Origin of the sequence: Streptomyces sp. NPDC051738, from assembly GCF_044453205.1 — a bacterium.
Lineage (GTDB): Bacteria > Actinomycetota > Actinomycetes > Streptomycetales > Streptomycetaceae > Streptomyces.
In genome coordinates this window covers 269,577-288,555 of the sequence record NZ_JBITCM010000004.1, presented here as the reverse complement: position 1 = coordinate 288,555, position 18,979 = coordinate 269,577, and the positions used below count along the sequence as shown (strand labels likewise).

Here is an 18,979-nt window from a genome sequence, read left to right as displayed (position 1 = left end):
GGCATGCCCCACCGACACACGGGGGCATCAGGGTGCAAATGCGGGGGCGCACAGTCTGCCCGAAGCGCCGCCGCGGGGCGAGGCATACGCACAGTGGCGAGCGCGTCACATTGTCGGTGGGGTGGGGCAGGATGGGCCGGATGAGCGAGGAGAGCCTTCCGGACGACACCCGCCCGGAGTACGACGACGCCCATCCGGCGCACGCGGACGCGCTGCCGGAGTACGCCGAGCGGGCCCTGGAGGTCGCCGAACTGATCCCGCCGGGGCGCGTCATGACGTACGGGGACGTCGCGGAGTGGCTGGAGGAGGGCGGACCCCGCCAGGTCGGCCGGGTGATGGCCCTCTACGGGGGAGCCGTGCCGTGGTGGCGGGTGGTCCGCGCGGACGGGGTCCTGCTGCCGGGCCACGAGCTGAGAGCGCTGGAGCACTACCGCGCGGAGGGCACGCCCCTGAAGGAGGCGAGCAGGACCGCCGAGGGCCACCTGCCGCGCCTCGACATGAGGCGGGCGCGGTGGGACGGCGGCGAACGCGCACAAGGTCACACCTGACAGCTTCCGCCATCCGACGGCCCTCGGTGTGACCTGTGATCCGTACGGGGGAAACGGGGCACGTCCGTGACATGACGTACGTTCGTGAGGTGAGGGACGCACGTGGCACGAGTGCCCCGAGGGATGAACCGGAAGCCCTGCTTCCGCACCATCCATCGGCGTAGCGTCGGCTGCGCGCGTCGCCTTCACCCCGCGGCCACCGCCCTCCACGGGCGTAGGGCGACCCATCAGCACACCCACCAGGACCGGCGAACCACGTGAGCTCCTCTTCCTCCACCAGGCGCCTGTCGCACCCCCAGGTGCGACAGGGGACCCGTGGCGCTTACCGGCTGGTGCGTACCCCTCCGGTTCAGGTGGCTCCCCCTCGTCTGGACGCCGCACAACGTTCGGTGGTTGACCACGCGGCCGGCCCTTTGCTCGTTCTCGCAGGCCCGGGCACCGGAAAGACCACCACGCTCGTCGAGTCCGTGGCGGCGCGCATCGCCCGCGGCGGCGACCCCGAGCGCATCCTGGTGCTGACCTTCAGCCGTAAGGCCGCCGTGGAGCTGCGCGACCGCATGGCACTGCGCATAGGGGCGGCACGCGCGCCCCAGGCGACCACGTTCCACTCCTTCTGCTACGCCCTGGTCCGCGCCCACCAGGACAGCGACCTGTTCGTGGAGCCGCTGCGGCTGCTGTCCGGCCCCGAGCAGGACGTGACCGTGCGGGAACTCCTCGCGGGCCAGCCCGACCTGGAAAGGCTCGGCCTCGCGCACGTCCGCTGGCCGGACGACCTGCGCGCCTGCCTGACCACCCGCGGCTTCGCCGACGAGGTCCGCGCGGTCCTCGCCCGCAGCCGCGAGCTCGGCCTCGCCCCCGACGCCCTGGACGCCTTCGCCCGCCGCATCGGCCGCCCGGACTGGCGCGCTGCGGCCTCGTTCCTCGCCGAGTACCTCGACGTGCTCGACATGCAGGGCGTGCTCGACTACGCCGAACTGGTCCACCGCGCGGTGCTCCTCGCCCGCCACCCGGGGACCGCCCAGCGGCTCTCGGCGCAGTACGACGCCGTGTACGTCGACGAGTACCAGGACACCGATCCGGCCCAGGTACGGCTGCTGCACGCGCTCGCCGGCGAGGGCCGCACCCTCGTCGCCTTCGGCGACCCCGACCAGTCGATCTACGCGTTCCGGGGCGCCGACGTGAACGGCATCCTGGAGTTCCCGCAGGCCTTCCCGCGCGCGGACGGCCGTCCCGCGCCCGTCGAGGTCCTGCGCACCTCCCGCCGCTCCGGCGCCGCCCTGCTCACTGCGACCCGGCTGCTGGCCCAGCGCATGCCGCTGACCCGGCTCCCCGCGGAGAAGGTACGGGCCCACCGAGAGCTCGCCCCGGTCCGCGAGGGCGGCCGCGTCGAGGTCTTCACCTACCCGACGCCCGGCACCGAACTGGACAACATCGCCGACATCCTGCGCAGGGCGCACCTGGAGGACGGCGTTCCGTGGGGCGAGATGGCCGTGCTCGTGCGTGCCGGGTCGCGCACGATCCCGACCGTGCGCCGGGCGCTCACGGCGGCCGGCGTGCCCCTCGACATCGACGGCGACGACCTGCCATTGAGGCATGAGCCGGCGGTGGCGCCACTGCTGACGGCACTGCGGGCGGTGGCCACGGCCGAGGTGGCCGACGGGGGCGTACGGCGCGAACCCGAGGGGGACGACGTACAGCCGCAGGACGGCGACCCCGGCGACGACTCAACGGACGAGCCCGCCACCTCCTGGCTCGACACCGAGACCGCCCTGACCCTGCTCGCCTCGCCCCTCGCCGGCATGGACGCCGCCGACCTGCGTCGCCTCGGACGGGCCCTGCGTGACGAGGAGCGGGCCGGGGGCAACCCCTTGCCGCCGCCCTCGGACGAGCTGCTCGCGCGGGCACTGGCCGAGCCGGAGCGGCTCGCCGTGCACGACCCCACGTACGCGCGTGGCGCCCAGCGCCTCGGGGCGCTGCTCCGCAAGGCCCGTGAACGCCTCGCGGGCGGCGGCACGGCCGAGGAGGCGATGTGGGACCTGTGGGAGGGCACGCCGTGGCCCGCGCGCCTGGAGCGGACCGCTCGCCGTGGCGGCGCGGCGGGCCGCAACGCCGACCGCGACCTGGACGCCGTATGCGCGCTGTTCGCGACGGCGGCCCGCGCGGAGGAGCGCACCGGCGGCCGGGGCACCCTGAACTTCCTGGCGGAGATCGAGGCCGAGGACATCGCAGCCGACACCCTCACGCGGCGTGCCGTACGCCCGGACGCCGTGTGCCTGATGACCGCGCACCGATCCAAGGGCCTGGAATGGCGCCTCGTGGTCGTGGCGGGCGTCCAGGAGGGCCTGTGGCCGGACCTGCGCCGCCGCGGCTCCCTCCTGGAGGCCGACCGTATCGGCCGCGACGGACTCGCCGAACCGCTCACCCCGGGGGCGCTGCTGGCGGAGGAGCGTCGCCTGTTCTACGTCGCGGCCACACGCGCGCGTGAACGCCTCGTCGTCACGGCCGTGAAGGCCCCGGCCGACGACGGCGACCAGCCCTCCCGCTTCCTGACCGAACTCGGCACGGAGCCGAAGGACGTGACGGGCCGCCCGCGCCGCCCGCTGTCCGTCGCCGCGCTCGTCGCCGAACTGCGGGCCACGACGGTCGACCCACGTGTGTCGGACACCCTCAGGGAGGCCGCCGCCCGCCGACTGGCCCGGCTCGCCTCACTCGCCGACGAGGACGGCCGTCCGCTGGTCCCGTCCGCACACCCCTACCGCTGGTGGGGCATGTTCGAGCCGACCGAGTCCAAGGTGCCGCTGCGCAGTCGCGACCAGCCTGTCGTGCTCTCCGGCAGCGCCCTCGACCAGCTCGCCAACACCTGCGCCCTGCAGTGGTTCCTGGGCCGCGAGGTGAAGGCCGACGCGCCCGCCACCGCCGCCCAGGGCTTCGGCAACGTGGTGCACGTCCTCGCCGACGAGGTCGCCTCCGGGCACACCCCGGCCGACCTCGCCGTCCTAATGGAACGCCTCGACTCCGTGTGGAACGCGCTCGCCTTCGACGCGCCGTGGAAGTCCGCGCAGGAGAAGGACAACGCGCGCGTGGCGCTCGAACGCTTCCTGAAGTGGCACGTGATGGACCGCGCGGGGCGCACACCGGTGACCAGCGAGCACGACTTCGACGTCACCCTCGAAGCGGGTGACGTCGAGGTGCGTATCCGCGGCCAGATGGACCGCGTCGAGACGGACGGCGAAGGACGCGCCTACGTCGTCGACTTCAAGACCGGCAAGCAGGCACCCAGCTCCGCCGAGGTGGCCCGCCACCCGCAGCTCGCCGTCTACCAGCTGGCTGTCCGCGAGGGTGCCGTCGACGAGGCCTTCGACGGCGTACGACCCGAGCCGGGCGGCGCCGAACTCGTCCAGCTCCGTCAGGGCGCCGCCAAACGGGACGGCGGCGAGACGCTGCCCAAGGTGCAGGGGCAGGCGTCCCTGGACGGCCCGGAGGGGGAGTGGGTCGGCGACCTGCTGGCCACGGCGGCGGGCAAGGTCCTCGACGAACGGTTCGCACCCACCGCGGGCCAGCACTGCACACACTGCTCGTTCCGGGCGTCGTGCAGCGCGCGGCCCGAGGGACGGCACGTGATTGAGTAACGCATCGTCCGTAACCGGAGTGACCGATCGCACCACCCGTGCTGACCTGCGCTTCTTCCGGCCCGCAAGGTGATCCGGCATCCACTGTCAGTGCCCGCCGCTAGCCTCTCCGATGTGCCCGCCCGTATCACCGATCCCGAGCAGCTCAAGGAGCTCCTCGGCATCCCGTTCACTCCGGAGCAGACGGCCTGCATCATCGCGCCGCCCGCCCCGCAGGTGATCGTGGCCGGAGCCGGATCGGGCAAGACGACGGTGATGGCGGCACGCGTGGTGTGGCTGGTCGGCACCGGCCAGGTCGCTCCCGAACAGGTCCTCGGCCTGACCTTCACCAACAAGGCCGCCGGCGAACTCGCCGAGCGCGTCCGCAAGGCGCTCATCAAGGCCGGTGTCACCGACCCCGACGTCATCGACCCGGACAACCCGCCGGGCGAGCCGGTGATCTCGACGTACCACGCCTTCGCCGGCCGCCTGCTGACCGACCACGGCCTGCGCATCGGCCTCGAACCCACCTCCCGGCTGCTCGCCGACGCCACCCGCTACCAGCTCGCCGCGCGCGTGCTGCGCGAGGCCCCGGGCACGTATCCGGCCCTCACCCGCTCGTTCGCCGACCTGGTCAGCGACCTCCTCGCCCTCGACGCCGAGCTCTCCGAGCACCTCGTACGGCCCGAGGCACTGCGCGCGTACGACGCCGAGCTGCTGCTCACCCTCCAAGGCGCCAAGCTCAGCAACGCCGATCTGCGCAAGGTCCCCGAGACGGCCGCAGCACGCCGCGAACTGGCCGAGCTGGTGGTCCGCTACCGGGCCGCCAAGCGAGAGCGCGACCTCCTCGACTTCGGCGACCAGATCGCGCTCTCGGCACAGCTCGCCCGGATCCCCGAGGTGGGCCGCGTCCTGCGTGACGAGTTCCGGGTGGTCCTCCTGGACGAGTACCAGGACACGTCCGTCGCCCAACGCGTCCTCCTGGCAGGCCTGTTCGGGGACGGCACCGGCCACCCCGTGACCGCCGTCGGCGACCCCTGCCAGGCGATCTACGGCTGGCGCGGCGCCTCCGTCGCCAACCTCGACGACTTCCCCGAGCACTTCGCCCACACCGACGGCCGCCCCGCCGACCGTCAGGCGCTCAGCGAGAACCGCCGCAGCGGCGGGCGCCTCCTCGACCTCGCCAACGGCCTCGCGGAGCCCCTGCGAGCCATGCACGCGGGCGTGGAGGCCCTCCGCCCGGCCCCCGGCGCCGAGCGCGACGGCACGGTGCGCTGCGCACTGCTGCCCACTCATGCCGAGGAGATGGACTGGATCGCCGACTCCATCGCCCACCTCGTGCACACAGGGAAGGCGCCCGGCGAGATCGCCGTCCTGTGCCGTACGGCGACCGACTTCGCCGAGATCCAGGGTGCGCTCGTCGCCCGGGACGTGCCCGTGGAGGTGGTCGGCCTGTCGGGGCTGCTCCACCTCCCCGAGGTCGCCGACCTGGTCGCCGTGTGCGAGGTCCTCCAGGACCCCGGCGCCAACGCCTCCCTGGTCCGTCTGCTGACCGGCCCGCGCTGGCGCATCGGCCCGCGCGACCTCGCCCTCCTGGGGCGCCGCGCACGGCGGCTGGTGTCCCACGCGCGCGTGGACGGCGACGACGACCCGGACCGCCGGCTCGCCGAGGCCGTCGAGGGGGTCGACCCCGCCGAGGTGATCTCGCTCGCGGACGCCCTCGACACGTTCCTGGAGACGCCCCTGGAGGGCGGCGGGGACGAGGACGGGCTGCCCTTCTCGCCGGACGCGCGCGTGCGGTTCGCCCGCCTGGCCACCGAACTGCGCGACCTGCGCCGCTCCCTGTCCGACCCGCTGATGGACGTCCTGCATCGTGTCCTCGCCGTCACCGGCCTGGAGGTGGAGCTCTCGGCGTCCCCGCACGCCCTGGCCGCCCGCCGCCGCGAGACCCTGTTCAACTTCCTCGACGTCGCCGCCTCGTTCGCGGCGGGCGACAACGAGGCGACCCTGCTCGCCTTCCTCGGCTTCCTGCGCACCGCGGCCCAGTACGAGAAGGGGCTCGACAACGCCCTCCCCGGCGGCGAGAACACCGTCAAGGTGCTCACAGCGCACAAGTCCAAGGGCCTGGAGTGGGACGTCGTGGCCGTCCCCGGCCTGGTCACCGGCACCTTCCCCAGCACCAAGGGGCGCGAGAAGTGGACCGCCCAGGGCAAGGTGCTGCCGCACGAGCTGCGCGGCGACACCGACACCCTCCCCGACGTCCTCTCCTGGGACTCCCGCGGGCTGAAGGCCTTCCAGGAGGCCATGAAGGACCACCAGCACACCGAGGAACTCCGCCTCGGCTACGTCACCTTCACCCGCCCCCGTTCCCTGCTCCTCGGGTCCGGCCACTGGTGGGGCGCGACCCAGAAGAAGCCCCGCGGCCCCTCCGACTTCCTGCAGGCCCTGTACGACCACTGCGCCGCCGGGTACGGCGAGATCGAGGCCTGGGCAGACGAGCCCGCCGAGGACGAGGAAAACCCGGTCCTGCATCAGCAGACCGCCGACCAGGTGTGGCCCCTGCCCCTCGATGAGGCCGCCCTGGCCCGGCGCCGCGCGGCCGCGGAGACGGTACTGGCGCACCTGGAGAGCCTCGCCTCCCACAACGACGGCCACCCCGCCGCCGCGACCCACGACCCGGACGAGTACGACGACCCGGACTGGCCCCCGCCGCCGGAGGACGACGAACCACTCCCCGAGGATTTCTCCGACAAGGACGCCCCCTTCGAAGACGACGAAAACTGGGACTCCTGGACCACCGACCGCCCGGACGGCCCGGACCGCCCGGCCATCCCGCACCAGGCCGCACCCCCGGAGCCTCCCGCCCGCCCTCATCCAACGGAACCGGAACCCCTCACCCCCGAGGAGGCCAGAACCATCGCCTCCTGGGACCGCGACCTCGACGCCCTCACCGGGGAGCTCCTGCGCGCCCGCGCGAGCGTCACGGACGTCCCCCTGCCCGCGTCGCTGACCGCGTCCCAACTGCTGCGGCTGGCCGCCGACCCGGACGGGTTCGCGCAGGAACTCGCGCGCCCCATGCCGCGCCCCCCACAACCCGCCGCACGTCGAGGCACCCGGTTCCACGCCTGGGTCGAGTCCCGCTTCGAAGAGCTGACGCTGCCCATGCTGGAGCCGGAGGACCTGCCCGGCAGCGAGGCCGAGATCGCCGACGAACGCGACCTACAGGCCCTCAAGGACGCCTTCGAGCGCACCGAGTACGCGCACCGCACGCCGTACCGGGTCGAGGCCCCGTTCCAGCTGGCGATCGCCGGCCGCGTCGTACGGGGCCGTATCGACGCCGTCTACAAGGAGGGCGACGGCGACGAGGCGACGTACGAGATCGTCGACTGGAAGACCAACCGCACCCGCACCGCCGACCCGCTCCAGCTCGCCCTCTACCGGCTCGCCTGGGCCGAGCAGCAGGGCGTTCCCCTGGAGTCGGTCGACGCCGTGTTCCTGTACGTCCGCGGCGGCGAGGCCGTTCGCCCGGGCGACCTCCCGGACCGGGCCGCACTGGAGCGGCTGCTCACCGAGGAGCCGGACGCACAGGCGCACTGTGAGGAATCGCCCAACCAGGATGTCGGTGCGGGCCGATAGGCTCGTGACCATGAGCCAGACCCCGGACAGCGCCGTCCGCACGTACATCGAGCAGCACCGTGCCGCCTTCCTCGACGAGCTCGCCGAGTGGCTGCGCATCCCCTCCGTGTCGGCCCAGCCCGACCACGCTCCCGATGTACGCCGCAGCGCCGACTGGCTCGCCGCCAAGCTCAAGGAGACGGGCTTCCCGACCACCGAGGTCTGGCCGACCCCGGGTGCGCCCGCAGTCTTCGCCGAGTGGCCTTCCGGAGACCCGGAGGCGCCCACGGTGCTTGTCTACGGCCACCATGACGTGCAGCCCGCCGCCCGCGAGGACGGCTGGGACAGCGAGCCCTTCGAGCCCGTGGTCCGCGAAGGGCGTCTCTACGCGCGCGGGGCGGCCGACGACAAGGGTCAGGTGTTCTTCCACACACTCGGCGTCCGTGCCCACCTCACCGCCACGGGCCGTACCGCCCCGGCCGTCAACCTGAAGCTGCTGATCGAGGGTGAGGAGGAGTCCGGCTCCCCGCACTTCCGCACGCTCGTCGAAGCGCACACCGAGCGGCTCGCGGCCGACGCCGTGATCGTGTCCGACACCGGCATGTGGTCCGCGGACACCCCCACCGTGTGCACCGGCATGCGCGGCCTCGCCGAGTGTGAGATCCACCTCTACGGCCCCGACCAGGACATCCACTCCGGCTCCTTCGGCGGTGCCGTCCCCAACCCGGCCACCGCCGCCGCCCGCCTGGTCGCCGCCCTGCACGACGAGCACGCGCGCGTGGCGATCCCCGGCTTCTACGACGGCGTCGTGGAACTGACCGACCGCGAGCGCGAACTCTTCGCCGAGCTGCCCTTCGACGAGCAGCGCTGGCTGCGCACCGCCAAGTCCTACGCCACCCATGGCGAGGCCGGGCACACCACCCTGGAGCGCATCTGGGCCAGGCCCACCGCCGAGGTCAACGGGATCGGCGGCGGCTACCAGGGCCCCGGCAGCAAGACGATCATCCCGTCCTCCGCCATGGTGAAGCTCTCCTTCCGGCTGGTCGCGGGACAGGACCCCGACCACATCGAGAAGGCCGCCCGCGCGTGGGTGGCCGACCAGGTTCCCGCCGGGATCCGCTGTGAGATCACGTTCAGCGGGGCCACGCGCCCGTGTCTGACGCCACTGGACCACCCCGCCCTGCAGTCCGTCGTACGCGCCATGGGCCGTGCCTTCGAGGGCCCCGTCCGCTTCACGCGCGAGGGCGGCTCGGGACCCGCCGCCGACCTTCAGGACGTCCTCGGCGCACCCGTGCTCTTCCTAGGCATCTCCGTCCCCTCCGACGGCTGGCACGCCCCGAACGAGAAGGTCGAGCTGGACCTCCTCCTCAAGGGCGTCGAAACCAGCGCATACCTGTGGGGCGACCTCGCCGCCAACTGGCGCCATGCGCCCTGAGTCACCGCAGTCGTCCGGAGCGGCATCGCGCGCGGGGCACACTGAGAAGGCCGTCCCGCACCGGCGAGCCCTGCCGCACCCGGTCGTCTCCCGTCCCACGTCCCGCCGATCCGCCCACCGAAGTACACCGTTCCACTGGGGGAGTTGGAAGCACCCGTGACCACCTGGACCGACCACACCGCCGACCGCCCCATCTCGCTCACCGCCCCGAGCGGCATCGACCGCGCTGCCCACCACCGGCTCGACGAAGCCTGGCTCGCGGCGGCGTGGAGCCACCCCACGACCCGCTGCTTCGTGGTCTCCGGCGGCCAGGTCCTCATCGACGAGACGGCGGACGGGCGCACCGAACTCGTCATGACCCCCTCGTTCGAGGCCCCCCTCACCGAGGCGCACCGCTACTTCCTCGGCATCGACGATGACGGCGTCAGCTACTTCGCCCTCCAGAAGGACGCGCTGCCCGGCCGTATCGACCAGTCCGCGCGCGCGGCCGGCCTGCGCGAGGCGGGTCTGCTGCTGTCGCCGCGCGACGTGGGCCTGATGGTGCACGCCGTCGGCCTGGAGAACTGGCAGCGCACCCACCGCTTCTGCTCCCGCTGCGGCGAGCGCACCGTGATCGCCGCGGCCGGGCACATCCGCCGCTGCCCCGCCTGCGGCGCCGAGCACTACCCGCGCACCGACCCCGCAGTGATCATGGCCGTCACCGACGAGGACGACCGCATCCTCCTCGGCCGTCAGGTCCACTGGCCCGAGGGCCGCTTCTCGACGCTCGCCGGCTTCGTCGAGCCCGGCGAGTCCATCGAGCAGACGGTGCGCCGCGAGGTCTTCGAGGAGGCCGGTATCACCGTCGGCCAGGTCGAGTACGTCGCCAGCCAGCCCTGGCCCTTCCCGTCCAGCCTCATGCTGGGCTTCATGGCCCGCGCCACCTCCACCGAGGTCAATGTCGACGGCGACGAGATCCACGAGGCCCGCTGGTTCTCGCGCGAGGAACTGCGCGCCGCCTTCGACTCCGGCGAGGTCCTGCCGCCGTACGGCATCTCGATCGCGGCCCGCCTGATCGAGCTCTGGTACGGCAAGCCGTTGCCCACGAGGAGCTTCGTCTGAGAGGACGGGCATGCCCGACCCGTACTGGAACCACAACGTCCACTACCACCCCGTGGTGCTCGACGCCGTCCCGGACGGCTGCCGGGAGGCGCTGGACGTGGGGTGCGGGGACGGGCTGCTCGCCCGCAAGCTCGCGGCGAAGGCCGCGTCCGTGACGGGCGTGGACCGCTCACCGGAGATGATCCGGCAGGCACGCGCGCAGACGCCCGGGAACGTCACGTTCCTGGAGGCGGACTACCTCCACGAGGCGACCCTCCCCGAGGGCAAGTACGACTTCGTCAGTGCCGTAGCCGTCGTGCACCACGCGCCGTTCGAGGACGCGATCCGCGCCCTGCGGCGGCTGCTGGTGCCGGGCGGTCGACTGGTGATCGTCGGGATGGCGTACAACAAGACCGCCCTGGACTGGGTGGTCAGTGGCTGCGGAGTGCTTCCGAGCCTGCTGGCCAGGTGGCTGCGCGGTGGCAAATCGGGCCCGACCGGCATGCCCGTCGAGGGCTCGGCCCTGCACTGGGGCGAGGCCCGCAGGGCCGCCCGCAGCCTGCTGCCCGGCTGCCGCTTCCGGCGCCGATTGCTGTGGCGCTACACGCTGGTGTGGGACGCGCCGGATGCCCCGGACACACCGGGCGGACAGCAGGAAGGCGGCCCCTGAAACGCCTCAGGGACCGCCTTCCGGGAACCGCACGCGCGGTGCGGTTACGCGCCGACCTTCTGCTTCACCTGCGCCAGCGACGGGTTCGTCAGCGTCGAACCGTCCGCGAAGAGCACCGTCGGGACCGTCTGGTTTCCGCCATTCGCCTTCTCGACGAACGCGGCGGACTCGGGGTCGTGCTCGATGTTGATCTCGGTGTACGCGATGCCCTCGCGGTCCAGCTGCTTCTTCAGCCGCTGGCAGTAACCGCACCACGTGGTGCTGTACATCGTCACAGTGCCCTGCATGTCTCGCGCGCTCCTCTGATGGCTCGGGGGGGGAACAGGTCGTCCAGACAGGGAACGTACGCGACCGGGGCGCCATTCCCACCCGGGGTATGCCCGGCACGTGACGCCTGCCGCATTAGTACGACTATCAGTGCCTGCCTGTGGACAACCGGCACAGCCGTCTCCGGCGACCTGGCAGCATGGCGGTGTGACAGCAGCAACGCACTCCACCCTCTTCCCGCAGGCACCGGACTCTGCCGACGCGGTGCTCGAAGGGCTCGACCCCGAGCAGCGCGAGGTGGCCACCGCCCTGCACGGACCGGTGTGCGTGCTCGCGGGCGCCGGTACGGGCAAGACCCGGGCGATCACCCACCGCATCGCCTACGGGGTGCGCGCCGGAATCCTCCAGCCCTCCACCGTGCTCGCCGTCACCTTCACCAACCGTGCCGCCGGAGAGATGCGCGGTCGGCTCCGCCAGCTGGGCGCCGGCGGAGTGCAGGCCCGCACCTTCCACTCGGCCGCCCTGCGTCAGCTCCAGTACTTCTGGCCGAAAGCGATCGGCGGCTCCATGCCCCGGCTCGTCGACCGCAAGATCCAGCTAGTCGCAGACGCGGCCGCCGCCTGCCACATCCGCCTCGACCGGAACGAGCTGCGGGACGTCACCGCCGAGATCGAGTGGTCCAAGGTCACCCAGACCGTCCCCGCCGACTACGCCCTCGCCACCGCCAAGGCCGACCGCACAGCACCCCGCGACCCGGCCGAGATCGCCCAGCTCTACAACGTCTACGAGGACCTCAAGCGGGACCGCTCGGTCATCGACTTCGAGGACGTCCTGCTGCTCACCGTCGGCATCCTGCAGGACCGGCACGACATCGCCGACCAGGTCCGCTCCCAGTACCAGCACTTCGTGGTCGACGAGTACCAGGACGTCAGCCCGCTCCAGCAGCGACTGCTGGAGCTGTGGCTCGGTGAGCGGGACAACCTGTGCGTGGTCGGCGACGCCAGCCAGACGATCTACTCGTTCACAGGAGCAACCCCCGACCATCTGCTCGACTTCCGCACCCGCCACCCCGGCGCCACCGTCGTCAAGCTGGTCCGCGACTACCGCTCCACGCCCCAGGTCGTCCATCTCGCCAACGGGCTGTTGGCCCAGGCGCGGGGTCGCGCCGCCGACCATCGGCTGGAGCTGATCTCCCAGCGTGCCCCCGGCCCCGAACCCCTCTACACCGAGTGCACCGACGAGCCCGCCGAGGCCGAGGGCGCCGCTCGTCGCATTCGGGAACTCATGGATGCCGGCGTTCCGGCCAGCGAGATCGCCATCCTGTTCCGTACGAACTCCCAGTCCGAGACCTATGAGCAGGCCCTCGCCGACGCGGGCGTCCCCTATCAGCTGCGGGGCGCCGAGCGGTTCTTCGACCGTCCAGAGGTGCGCAAGGCGGGCATCGCCCTGCGCGGCGCGGCCCGCTTCGGCGGCAACGACTCGCTCCTCGACGACGCCGTCGACCTGCCCTCACAGGTTCGTGCCGTGCTGTCGGGGGAGGGCTGGACGACCGAGCCACCGGCCGGTTCCGGCGCGGTCAGAGAGCGCTGGGAGTCGCTGGCCGCCTTGGTGAACCTCGCCCAGGACTTCGCCGCCGCCAAACCCGGCGCCACCCTCGCCGACCTCGTCGCGGAACTCGACGAGCGGGCGAACGCCCAGCATGCCCCGACCGTCCAGGGCGTCACCCTCGCCTCCCTGCACTCGGCCAAGGGCCTGGAGTGGGACGTCGTCTTCCTGGTCGGCGTCGCCGAGGGCATGATGCCGATCACCTACGCGAAGACGGACGAGCAGATCGAGGAGGAACGCCGCCTCCTCTACGTCGGTGTCACCCGAGCCCGGCAGCACCTCCATGTCTCCTGGGCGCTCACCCGCGCGCCCGGCGGTCGGCCCAATCGCCGTCCGAGTCGCTTCCTCAACGGCCTGCGCCCCGGCTCGTCCGGCACCGCCGGACGAGCCGCCGCCGGCGGCAGTGCCGGAGGCGTCGAGCGCGGCTTCACGAGCAGACCGGACGCCGCCCCGAGACGGACACAGCGCACACCGGCCCGCTGTCGCGTCTGCGGGCGCACCCTCACCGACGCCGGTGAGATGAAGCTGATGCGTTGCGAGGACTGCCCCTCCGACATGGACGAGGGTCTCTACGAACGCCTTCGTGAGTGGCGCGGGGTCCAGGCGCGGCTCAGCGGGCAGCCGGACTTCTGCGTCTTCACCGACCGGACCCTGATGGCCATCGCAGAGGCGGAGCCCAACAGTCCGGTTGAGCTTTCCCGCATCCCCGGTGTCCTCAGCCGCAAGCTTGAGCGCTACGGAGCCGATGTCCTGGCCATCTGCGCAGGCCAGGAGCTTGAGGAGGGCGCCGACGGGGAATGATTCGAACTCGTCGAAAAAATAGTTTGCGCATGCCCCAGCAATCCCCATAGGTTCTTAGCCACGGGAACGGAGGCCTTCTCGGAGGCCCCAATTCCGTGTTCTACTTGCATACCCGTCGGACTGGTTCACCCCAGTCCCCCGAGACGCCGAGAGGAGGCGAGTCCAGTGATCAGCATCAACAGCAGCTCCATCAGCATCGTCAAAATGACCGATCGCTCGGTCGTCGCCTCGCTGTGCCTGCTCGGCGCCTCCAACCCGGGCACCGGTCTGTCCGGCATCCGTGCCGTGCGTCCGGCGTCCTCCCTGTCTCTCGCGGGCCTTCCCGTCCGTGAGCGCAATGAGCGACCGACCAAGGCACTGGAAGCGGCAGTAGAGGCAAAGGCGCAGGCCTATGCCTTCACGGCGACCGGTGCCGGATTCCGGAAGCAGACGACGCAGCACCACCAGATGTGGGCCTTCCGTGGGCCAGAACCCTGGAGTGATCCAGCCTGACAGTCGATCAGGCCGGCGCCTTCAGGGCCGCGGAACCCCATCCGGGATCCGCGGCCCTTCTGTTTGTCCCCCAACGGGGATGACGGAGCGAAGGCGCCTCGGGCAAGGAAAGACCCGGTACCAACCGCCACCCGGTCCTACAGGACCGGAACGAACAGACGAGGAAGACGAACCGTGCAACTCGAAGCGCACGCCCCGTCCGTACCGCCTTCAGACGTGATCCCCAAGCCCGGCCTCACGGAGGACTCCACCTTGACTCCGCTCACTGCGCTCACCGCGCTCGACGACGCCATCGAGAACCTCGGCGTACCCGTCCCCTGCCGTTCCTACGACCCGGAGGTCTTCTTCGCCGAGTCGCCGGCGGACGTCGAGTACGCCAAGTCCCTCTGCCGTACCTGCCCGCTGGTCGAGGCCTGCCTCGCCGGCGCCAAGGAGCGGCGTGAGCCGTGGGGCGTCTGGGGTGGCGAACTGTTCGTCCAGGGAGTTGTCGTCGCCCGGAAGCGGCCGCGTGGCCGCCCGCGCAAGAACCCGGTCACGGCATGAACATCACAGGAACGATCGACCGCCCTTTCACGCACGACCCCCAGAAGCAGGCCCCGATGAAGCCGTCCACCCACGAGCTCGCAGGCTCCGCGCCTGAAGACTTCACCACACGTGGCGCGAACGACTCGCGTCAGAACAGGAACCGAGAGATGCAACTCATCCAAGAAGCCCTGGCACGTGCGCATATGCACGAGCAACAGCAGGAGGCCCAGCGGGAACGCCGGGCCGGGCATGTGGTGACCGCTCGCCGCATGCAGCGCCGGGCCGAGCGCGCCTCGATGCGCGCCCGCCGCGCACTCGCCAAGGCGGTCATGCAGTAACCGACCACACCACCAGACGATGACCTCCCGATCCGGGAGGCGGTGGCTCCTCGCGGGGGCCGGTCCGTTTGTACGGACCGGCCCCCGCGGTGCGTTGTGCCCACAGATCAGGCGGTGGCGGCGCTATCGTCGCCGGGTGACGAGTCTTCCCGGAGGCAGTGACAACGGCGGTTCCTCCACGGAGCCCCAGCCCCTCGTGTGCGCCGGGTGCGGCACCCGGGCCAACGTCCCGCAGCCCACCTGGACCTGCTCCGTGGAGAACGGCGTCCGCCACTACTTCTGCGACACCTGCTCCCGAGAGAACCTCAGAGCGATCGAGGGGCGACTGGACTCGGCCTGGTGGTAGCCAGGCTCACGCCTCTGCCGCCGACTCCTCCTCGTCCGTCAGCTCCTCCGGTGCGAACCCCGGCAGCCACTCCTGAAGTTCCTCGCGCAGTCGTACCGTCGCGCCCAGCTGGCACAGCACGCCGATTGTGCTCAACGTCACGCGGTGGATGAGGAGGTACGCCGGGGGCAGGTTGAGCTGCTTGCCCAGTTGGTAGGCGGGGGAGCGCGGGTCGGCCACCCGGGCGGCCTGGCTGCGCATCCAGCCGCGGGTGAAGGTGAACTCGTCGACCTGAGCCGGTTCGATGATCGGCAGGAGGTAGTCGAGGACGGCGTCGGGGTTCAGGTCTATTGACTCCTTGACGAAGCCCTCCGTGCGCAGGAGTTCGTAGACGGTGTCGGCCTCGCCGTCCAGGGTCATCCGCAGGGAGTCACCGATGGGAGTCGGCAGGCCGCCCGGGAGGCGGTCGACCGTGCCGAAGTCCAGCACGCCGAGCCGCCAGTCGTCCTCGCCGTCCGGGCCACCCGGCAGCAGGCGGAAGTTGCCGGGGTGCGGGTCGGCGTGCAGGAGGCCGGTGCGGGCCGGGCCGGAGAAGAGGAAGCGGGCCAGGAGCTGGCCGGCGCGGTCGCGCTGCTCCTGGGTGCCGTTCGAGATCACCTCCGAGAGCGGTACGCCCTCGATCCACTCCGTGATCAGGACCTGATCGCAATGGTGGACCACCGCAGGCACGACGACGTCCGGGTCGTCGGCGAACTCCTCCGCGTGCGCCTGCTGGGCCTGTGCCTCCAGGCCGTAGTCCAGTTCCTCGGAGACCCGGTCCTTGAGTTCCGCGATCAGCGGCTTGATGTCCATGCCGGGGATCAACGGGCCCAACAGGCGGGCGAATCGGCTCAGTTGGTTCAGGTCGGACAGCAGGGCTTCGCCGGCTCCCGGGTACTGGACCTTGACCGCCACCTCGCGGCCGTCGTGCCACACCCCGCGATGCACCTGGCCGATCGAGGCCGCCGCGGCGGGCTTGTCCTCGAACTCCAGGAACAGGTCGTGCCAGTCCTCGCCGAGCCGCTCCGCCAGCACCGTGTGCACGGTGCGTGTCGGCATCGGGGGTGCCGCTTCCTGCAGCTTCGTGAGCGCCGCGCGGTAGGGGCCGGCGATCTCCTCGGGCAGGGCGGACTCGAACACGGAAAGGGCCTGGCCGAACTTCATCGCGCCACCCTTGAGCTCGCCGAGCACCTTGAACATCTGCTCGGCGGTGCGCTGCTGCAGCTCACGGCCGACGATCTCCGCGGACTCGCCGACGATCCGCTTGCCAAGCCCCCAGGTCGCCCGCCCGGCGAAGCCGAGCGGGAGCGCGGCGAGCTTGGCGGTACGCGTGACCGCCTTGCGGGGAAGATCAGACATGCGCCCTCCAGGTCCCAGCCGGCCGCTTGGTGTCTGCCGTACGGCATGACTCCTTCGACGGCCGTTGCTCCGCCATTGTCTCGTGCGACTCCTCGTCCTCGGAGGGGTGTTCTCCCTCACCTTTCTCCGCGGCGCCGCAGAGACATGCCGGGTGCGCCCAAACGGGCCTGGCGTGCCAGCTCAGAACGGGCAGGGACACCTCCCAGCGTGCGCCCGCGCTCGACGGAACGTGGCCGTCCAGGAAGGTGAGGGCGTGTGCGGCCGCCAGTCCGGCGACAGACGTGGCCAGCGCCAGATCGCAAGGCGGCACCTGGCGCGCCTTTCCGGAGCCCGAGCGCCACTGCGCGACCAGGCGGGGCCAGGTCGGGTCCCGGTCGGTGCGCCCCTGGTCGAGACAGCCGGCGCAGCCGGTCTCGCCGGGCAGGACGAGCGGGCCGACGACCCCGGTTCCCTCCACGACGCCGACGTACAGATGGGGCGTACCGGAAGTGATGAGGGGTTCGGCGGCGGACGGGGAGGGTGCGTGCACGGCGACATCGTCCCGCGGGGCGATGATCACCAGGGAGTGGCCCGTGCTGTCCTCGCCGGAAGCCGACCGGGGGCCGCGGCGCGGTGGGCGGTCCGGCGCCGAGCGGCGTGCTGCCCGTCGCGCCGCCTCGTCCCTGCGGTCGCCGACCGCCTCGGCGGGCAGTCCTCCGGGCGCCACGTCCCAGGGCTCGACGCGGCCGACGTCGCGTACGTCGACTTCGCCGACGCCCGCACCCGACAGCAGGGAGGCCACCATCGCGCCCACCCGGCCGGCACCCCTGACCTGCACGCGCAGTAAGCGGCGGGCGGCGAGGCGGTCGATCGCCTCGCCCGGCTCGGACGTGGTCAGGGACAGGGAGGCCAGGTCAGGGCGCAGCCGGTCCAGGACCTCCTTCTTGCCGCGCAGGGCGTCGGCGGCCGGGCCGCCTCCCTTGGCGTCGTCGAGCAGCCCTGCCCGCGCGAGTCTCCGCAACAGCCCGTCGACATGACCGTCCGGCAGGTCCATGCGGCGGCCCTCCTCGCGCAGCAGCTCCGGTCCGCGCGTGCCGTTGAGCAGGTCGAGGAAACTGCCCGTCGCCGTGTCCATCGGGCCCACGGTCATCGCGTGTGCCGGAGTCATCCCGAACTGCACGGTGTTGAGGTCGCGCCACCCTCGCCGTAGCGCGGGCTTCACCAGCGGAGCCGTCGGATCCGCTGCAGCCGTTGAATCCGCTGCAACCGTCGAAGCCGCCGGAACAGGTGAAGTTGCCGAATCAGACGAAACCGTCGCGTGCATGAACAGGCCCCCGTAGCCGTCGTGGAACGTCCCCGTTGTGCCGGTGGAGCTCGGTCGCAGCTCCGCCGGTGACTGCCAGCATGCCCGGACGCGGCGCCCGGCGTCGAAAGTTGTCCACAGGTGGTGGATATTCGTCGTACAAATCAAACGCATGGCGGGGGATCAGCATCGAACTGTCCATGAGGCGGGACTTCCCCTATCCCCAGCGGGTACGGTCGGGGCGTGTCCGCCGACCCACTGCACCGCGCCGGAACGCCACAGCGCAGTACGACGAGCCCGCCGCAGAGCGGCTCGGGGGCGAGCGCGATCGAGGTCCGCAGGAGCGCCCGGCGCCGCCGGACGGTCTCGGCGTACCGCGAGGGCGATCGCACCGTCGTGCTCATCCCCGCCCGGATGTCCGAGGCCGAGGAGCAACGCTGGGTGAACGTCATGCTCGACAAGCTGGCAGCCCAGGAGAGCAAGCAGGTACTCGGCGACTCCGAACTGGCCGAGCGCGCCGAGCAGTTGTCGGCACAGTACTTCGACGGCCGGGCGCGGCCCAGCTCGGTCCGCTGGGTCACCAACCAGAACACCCGCTGGGGCTCGTGCACTCCGGCCGAGGGCAGCATCCGCCTTTCGCACCGTCTGCAGGGCATGCCCGAGTACGTCGTCGACTACGTCCTCCTCCACGAGCTCGCGCATCTTCTGGTGCCCGGTCACGGGCCCCGCTTCTGGCGGCTGCTGGAGGCGTACCCCCGCACCGAGCGGGCGAAGGGCTATCTGGAGGGCGTGGTCGCCGCCGAGCGACTGCCCTACGTGCCGGGCGCGCGCGGCGAGTGACCGCTCCCTGAGTCACCCCGGCGCTCCCTGAGACACCCCGGAGGCGGTGCCTCCGGTCCGGCTGGGCAGGGATTGTGTACCGGGTCTGTACCGGCTTCGTCCGATGTCCGAGTTTGCCGTTAGCCTGGCGCGACGCACTTGCACTCGGGA

At 71.8% G+C, this 18,979-nt stretch carries 15 protein-coding genes; 12 read left to right on the top strand and 3 right to left on the bottom strand.

Features of this window, described 5'->3' with window-relative positions; all coding sequences use genetic code 11:
• Window positions 1–140: 140 nt before the first annotated feature.
• From ACIA8X_RS11975 to ACIA8X_RS11950, 6 genes are all read left to right on the top strand, one after another.
• On the top strand, window positions 141–548 hold the full coding sequence (locus tag ACIA8X_RS11975) for an MGMT family protein (RefSeq protein ID WP_393448412.1): 408 nt from the start codon (window positions 141–143) through the stop codon (window positions 546–548).
• Between the two features lie 257 nt (window positions 549–805).
• Complete coding sequence (locus tag ACIA8X_RS11970) at window positions 806–4,177, top strand: ATP-dependent helicase (RefSeq protein WP_393448414.1); 3,372 nt, start codon at window positions 806–808, stop codon at window positions 4,175–4,177.
• 114 nt (window positions 4,178–4,291) lie between these two features.
• The gene (locus ACIA8X_RS11965; RefSeq protein WP_393448416.1) at window positions 4,292–7,792 is read left to right on the top strand and encodes a UvrD-helicase domain-containing protein; all 3,501 of its coding nucleotides are present in this window, start codon (window positions 4,292–4,294) and stop codon (window positions 7,790–7,792) included.
• A 10-nt stretch (window positions 7,793–7,802) separates the two neighbouring features.
• Window positions 7,803–9,206, top strand: a complete 1,404-nt coding sequence (locus tag ACIA8X_RS11960) for a dipeptidase (RefSeq protein ID WP_393448418.1) — start codon at window positions 7,803–7,805, stop codon at window positions 9,204–9,206.
• 156 nt (window positions 9,207–9,362) lie between these two features.
• Window positions 9,363–10,307, top strand: a complete 945-nt coding sequence (gene nudC, locus ACIA8X_RS11955) for an NAD(+) diphosphatase (protein ID WP_393448420.1) — start codon at window positions 9,363–9,365, stop codon at window positions 10,305–10,307.
• Between the two features lie 10 nt (window positions 10,308–10,317).
• Entirely contained in the window at window positions 10,318–10,956 is a 639-nt protein-coding gene (locus ACIA8X_RS11950; protein WP_399458249.1) for a class I SAM-dependent methyltransferase, read from the top strand.
• 44 nt (window positions 10,957–11,000) lie between these two features.
• Here ACIA8X_RS11950 and ACIA8X_RS11945 read toward each other — a convergent pair whose 3' ends face one another.
• The gene (locus ACIA8X_RS11945) at window positions 11,001–11,243 is read right to left on the bottom strand and encodes a mycoredoxin (RefSeq protein ID WP_093906738.1); all 243 of its coding nucleotides are present in this window, start codon (window positions 11,241–11,243) and stop codon (window positions 11,001–11,003) included.
• A gap of 187 nt (window positions 11,244–11,430) precedes the next feature.
• Between ACIA8X_RS11945 and ACIA8X_RS11940 the strand changes: the two genes are divergently transcribed.
• The 5 genes from ACIA8X_RS11940 to ACIA8X_RS11920 all read left to right on the top strand — a co-directional run bounded on the left by ACIA8X_RS11940 (window position 11,431) and on the right by ACIA8X_RS11920 (window position 15,330).
• Complete coding sequence (locus ACIA8X_RS11940) at window positions 11,431–13,629, top strand: ATP-dependent DNA helicase UvrD2 (RefSeq protein ID WP_393448424.1); 2,199 nt, start codon at window positions 11,431–11,433, stop codon at window positions 13,627–13,629.
• Between the two features lie 165 nt (window positions 13,630–13,794).
• Window positions 13,795–14,121, top strand: a complete 327-nt coding sequence (locus tag ACIA8X_RS11935) for a hypothetical protein (RefSeq protein ID WP_393448426.1) — start codon at window positions 13,795–13,797, stop codon at window positions 14,119–14,121.
• 174 nt (window positions 14,122–14,295) lie between these two features.
• On the top strand, window positions 14,296–14,664 hold the full coding sequence (locus ACIA8X_RS11930) for a WhiB family transcriptional regulator (RefSeq protein WP_093906735.1): 369 nt from the start codon (window positions 14,296–14,298) through the stop codon (window positions 14,662–14,664).
• On the top strand, window positions 14,661–14,984 hold the full coding sequence (locus tag ACIA8X_RS11925; RefSeq protein WP_393448428.1) for a hypothetical protein: 324 nt from the start codon (window positions 14,661–14,663) through the stop codon (window positions 14,982–14,984). The genes ACIA8X_RS11930 and ACIA8X_RS11925 overlap by 4 nt, the downstream gene beginning before the upstream one ends.
• A 136-nt stretch (window positions 14,985–15,120) precedes the next feature.
• A complete protein-coding gene (locus tag ACIA8X_RS11920) occupies window positions 15,121–15,330 on the top strand; it encodes a hypothetical protein (protein WP_393448430.1) in 210 nt (69 codons plus the stop codon).
• Window positions 15,331–15,336: 6 nt separating this feature from the next.
• On the opposite strand, the gene ACIA8X_RS11915 is transcribed toward ACIA8X_RS11920, so the two are convergent.
• Window positions 15,337–16,707, bottom strand: a complete 1,371-nt coding sequence (locus ACIA8X_RS11915) for an ABC1 kinase family protein (protein ID WP_393448432.1) — start codon at window positions 16,705–16,707, stop codon at window positions 15,337–15,339.
• Window positions 16,700–17,854 carry a TOMM precursor leader peptide-binding protein gene (locus ACIA8X_RS11910; protein WP_399458248.1) on the bottom strand — a complete coding sequence of 385 codons (1,155 nt, stop codon included), beginning with the start codon at window positions 17,852–17,854 and terminating at the stop codon, window positions 16,700–16,702. The genes ACIA8X_RS11915 and ACIA8X_RS11910 overlap by 8 nt, the downstream gene beginning before the upstream one ends.
• Before the next feature lie 378 nt (window positions 17,855–18,232).
• On the opposite strand from ACIA8X_RS11910, the gene ACIA8X_RS11905 reads away from it, so the two are divergent.
• Window positions 18,233–18,829 carry a M48 family metallopeptidase gene (locus ACIA8X_RS11905; protein WP_393448436.1) on the top strand — a complete coding sequence of 199 codons (597 nt, stop codon included), beginning with the start codon at window positions 18,233–18,235 and terminating at the stop codon, window positions 18,827–18,829.
• Window positions 18,830–18,979: the final 150 nt, after the last annotated feature.

Bases quoted from the DNA above. Each gene is read 5' to 3' on its own strand.
- ACIA8X_RS11945 (WP_093906738.1), bottom strand. From the start codon at position 11,243: ATGCAGGGCACTGTGACGATGTACAGCACCACGTGGTGCGGTTACTGC.
- ACIA8X_RS11925 (WP_393448428.1), top strand. From the start codon at position 14,661: ATGAACATCACAGGAACGATCGACCGCCCTTTCACGCACGACCCCCAG.
- ACIA8X_RS11960 (WP_393448418.1), top strand. From the start codon at position 7,803: ATGAGCCAGACCCCGGACAGCGCCGTCCGCACGTACATCGAGCAGCAC.
- ACIA8X_RS11910 (WP_399458248.1), bottom strand. From the start codon at position 17,854: ATGACTCCGGCACACGCGATGACCGTGGGCCCGATGGACACGGCGACG.
- ACIA8X_RS11915 (WP_393448432.1), bottom strand. From the start codon at position 16,707: ATGTCTGATCTTCCCCGCAAGGCGGTCACGCGTACCGCCAAGCTCGCC.
- ACIA8X_RS11950 (WP_399458249.1), top strand. From the start codon at position 10,318: ATGCCCGACCCGTACTGGAACCACAACGTCCACTACCACCCCGTGGTG.
- ACIA8X_RS11975 (WP_393448412.1), top strand. From the start codon at position 141: ATGAGCGAGGAGAGCCTTCCGGACGACACCCGCCCGGAGTACGACGAC.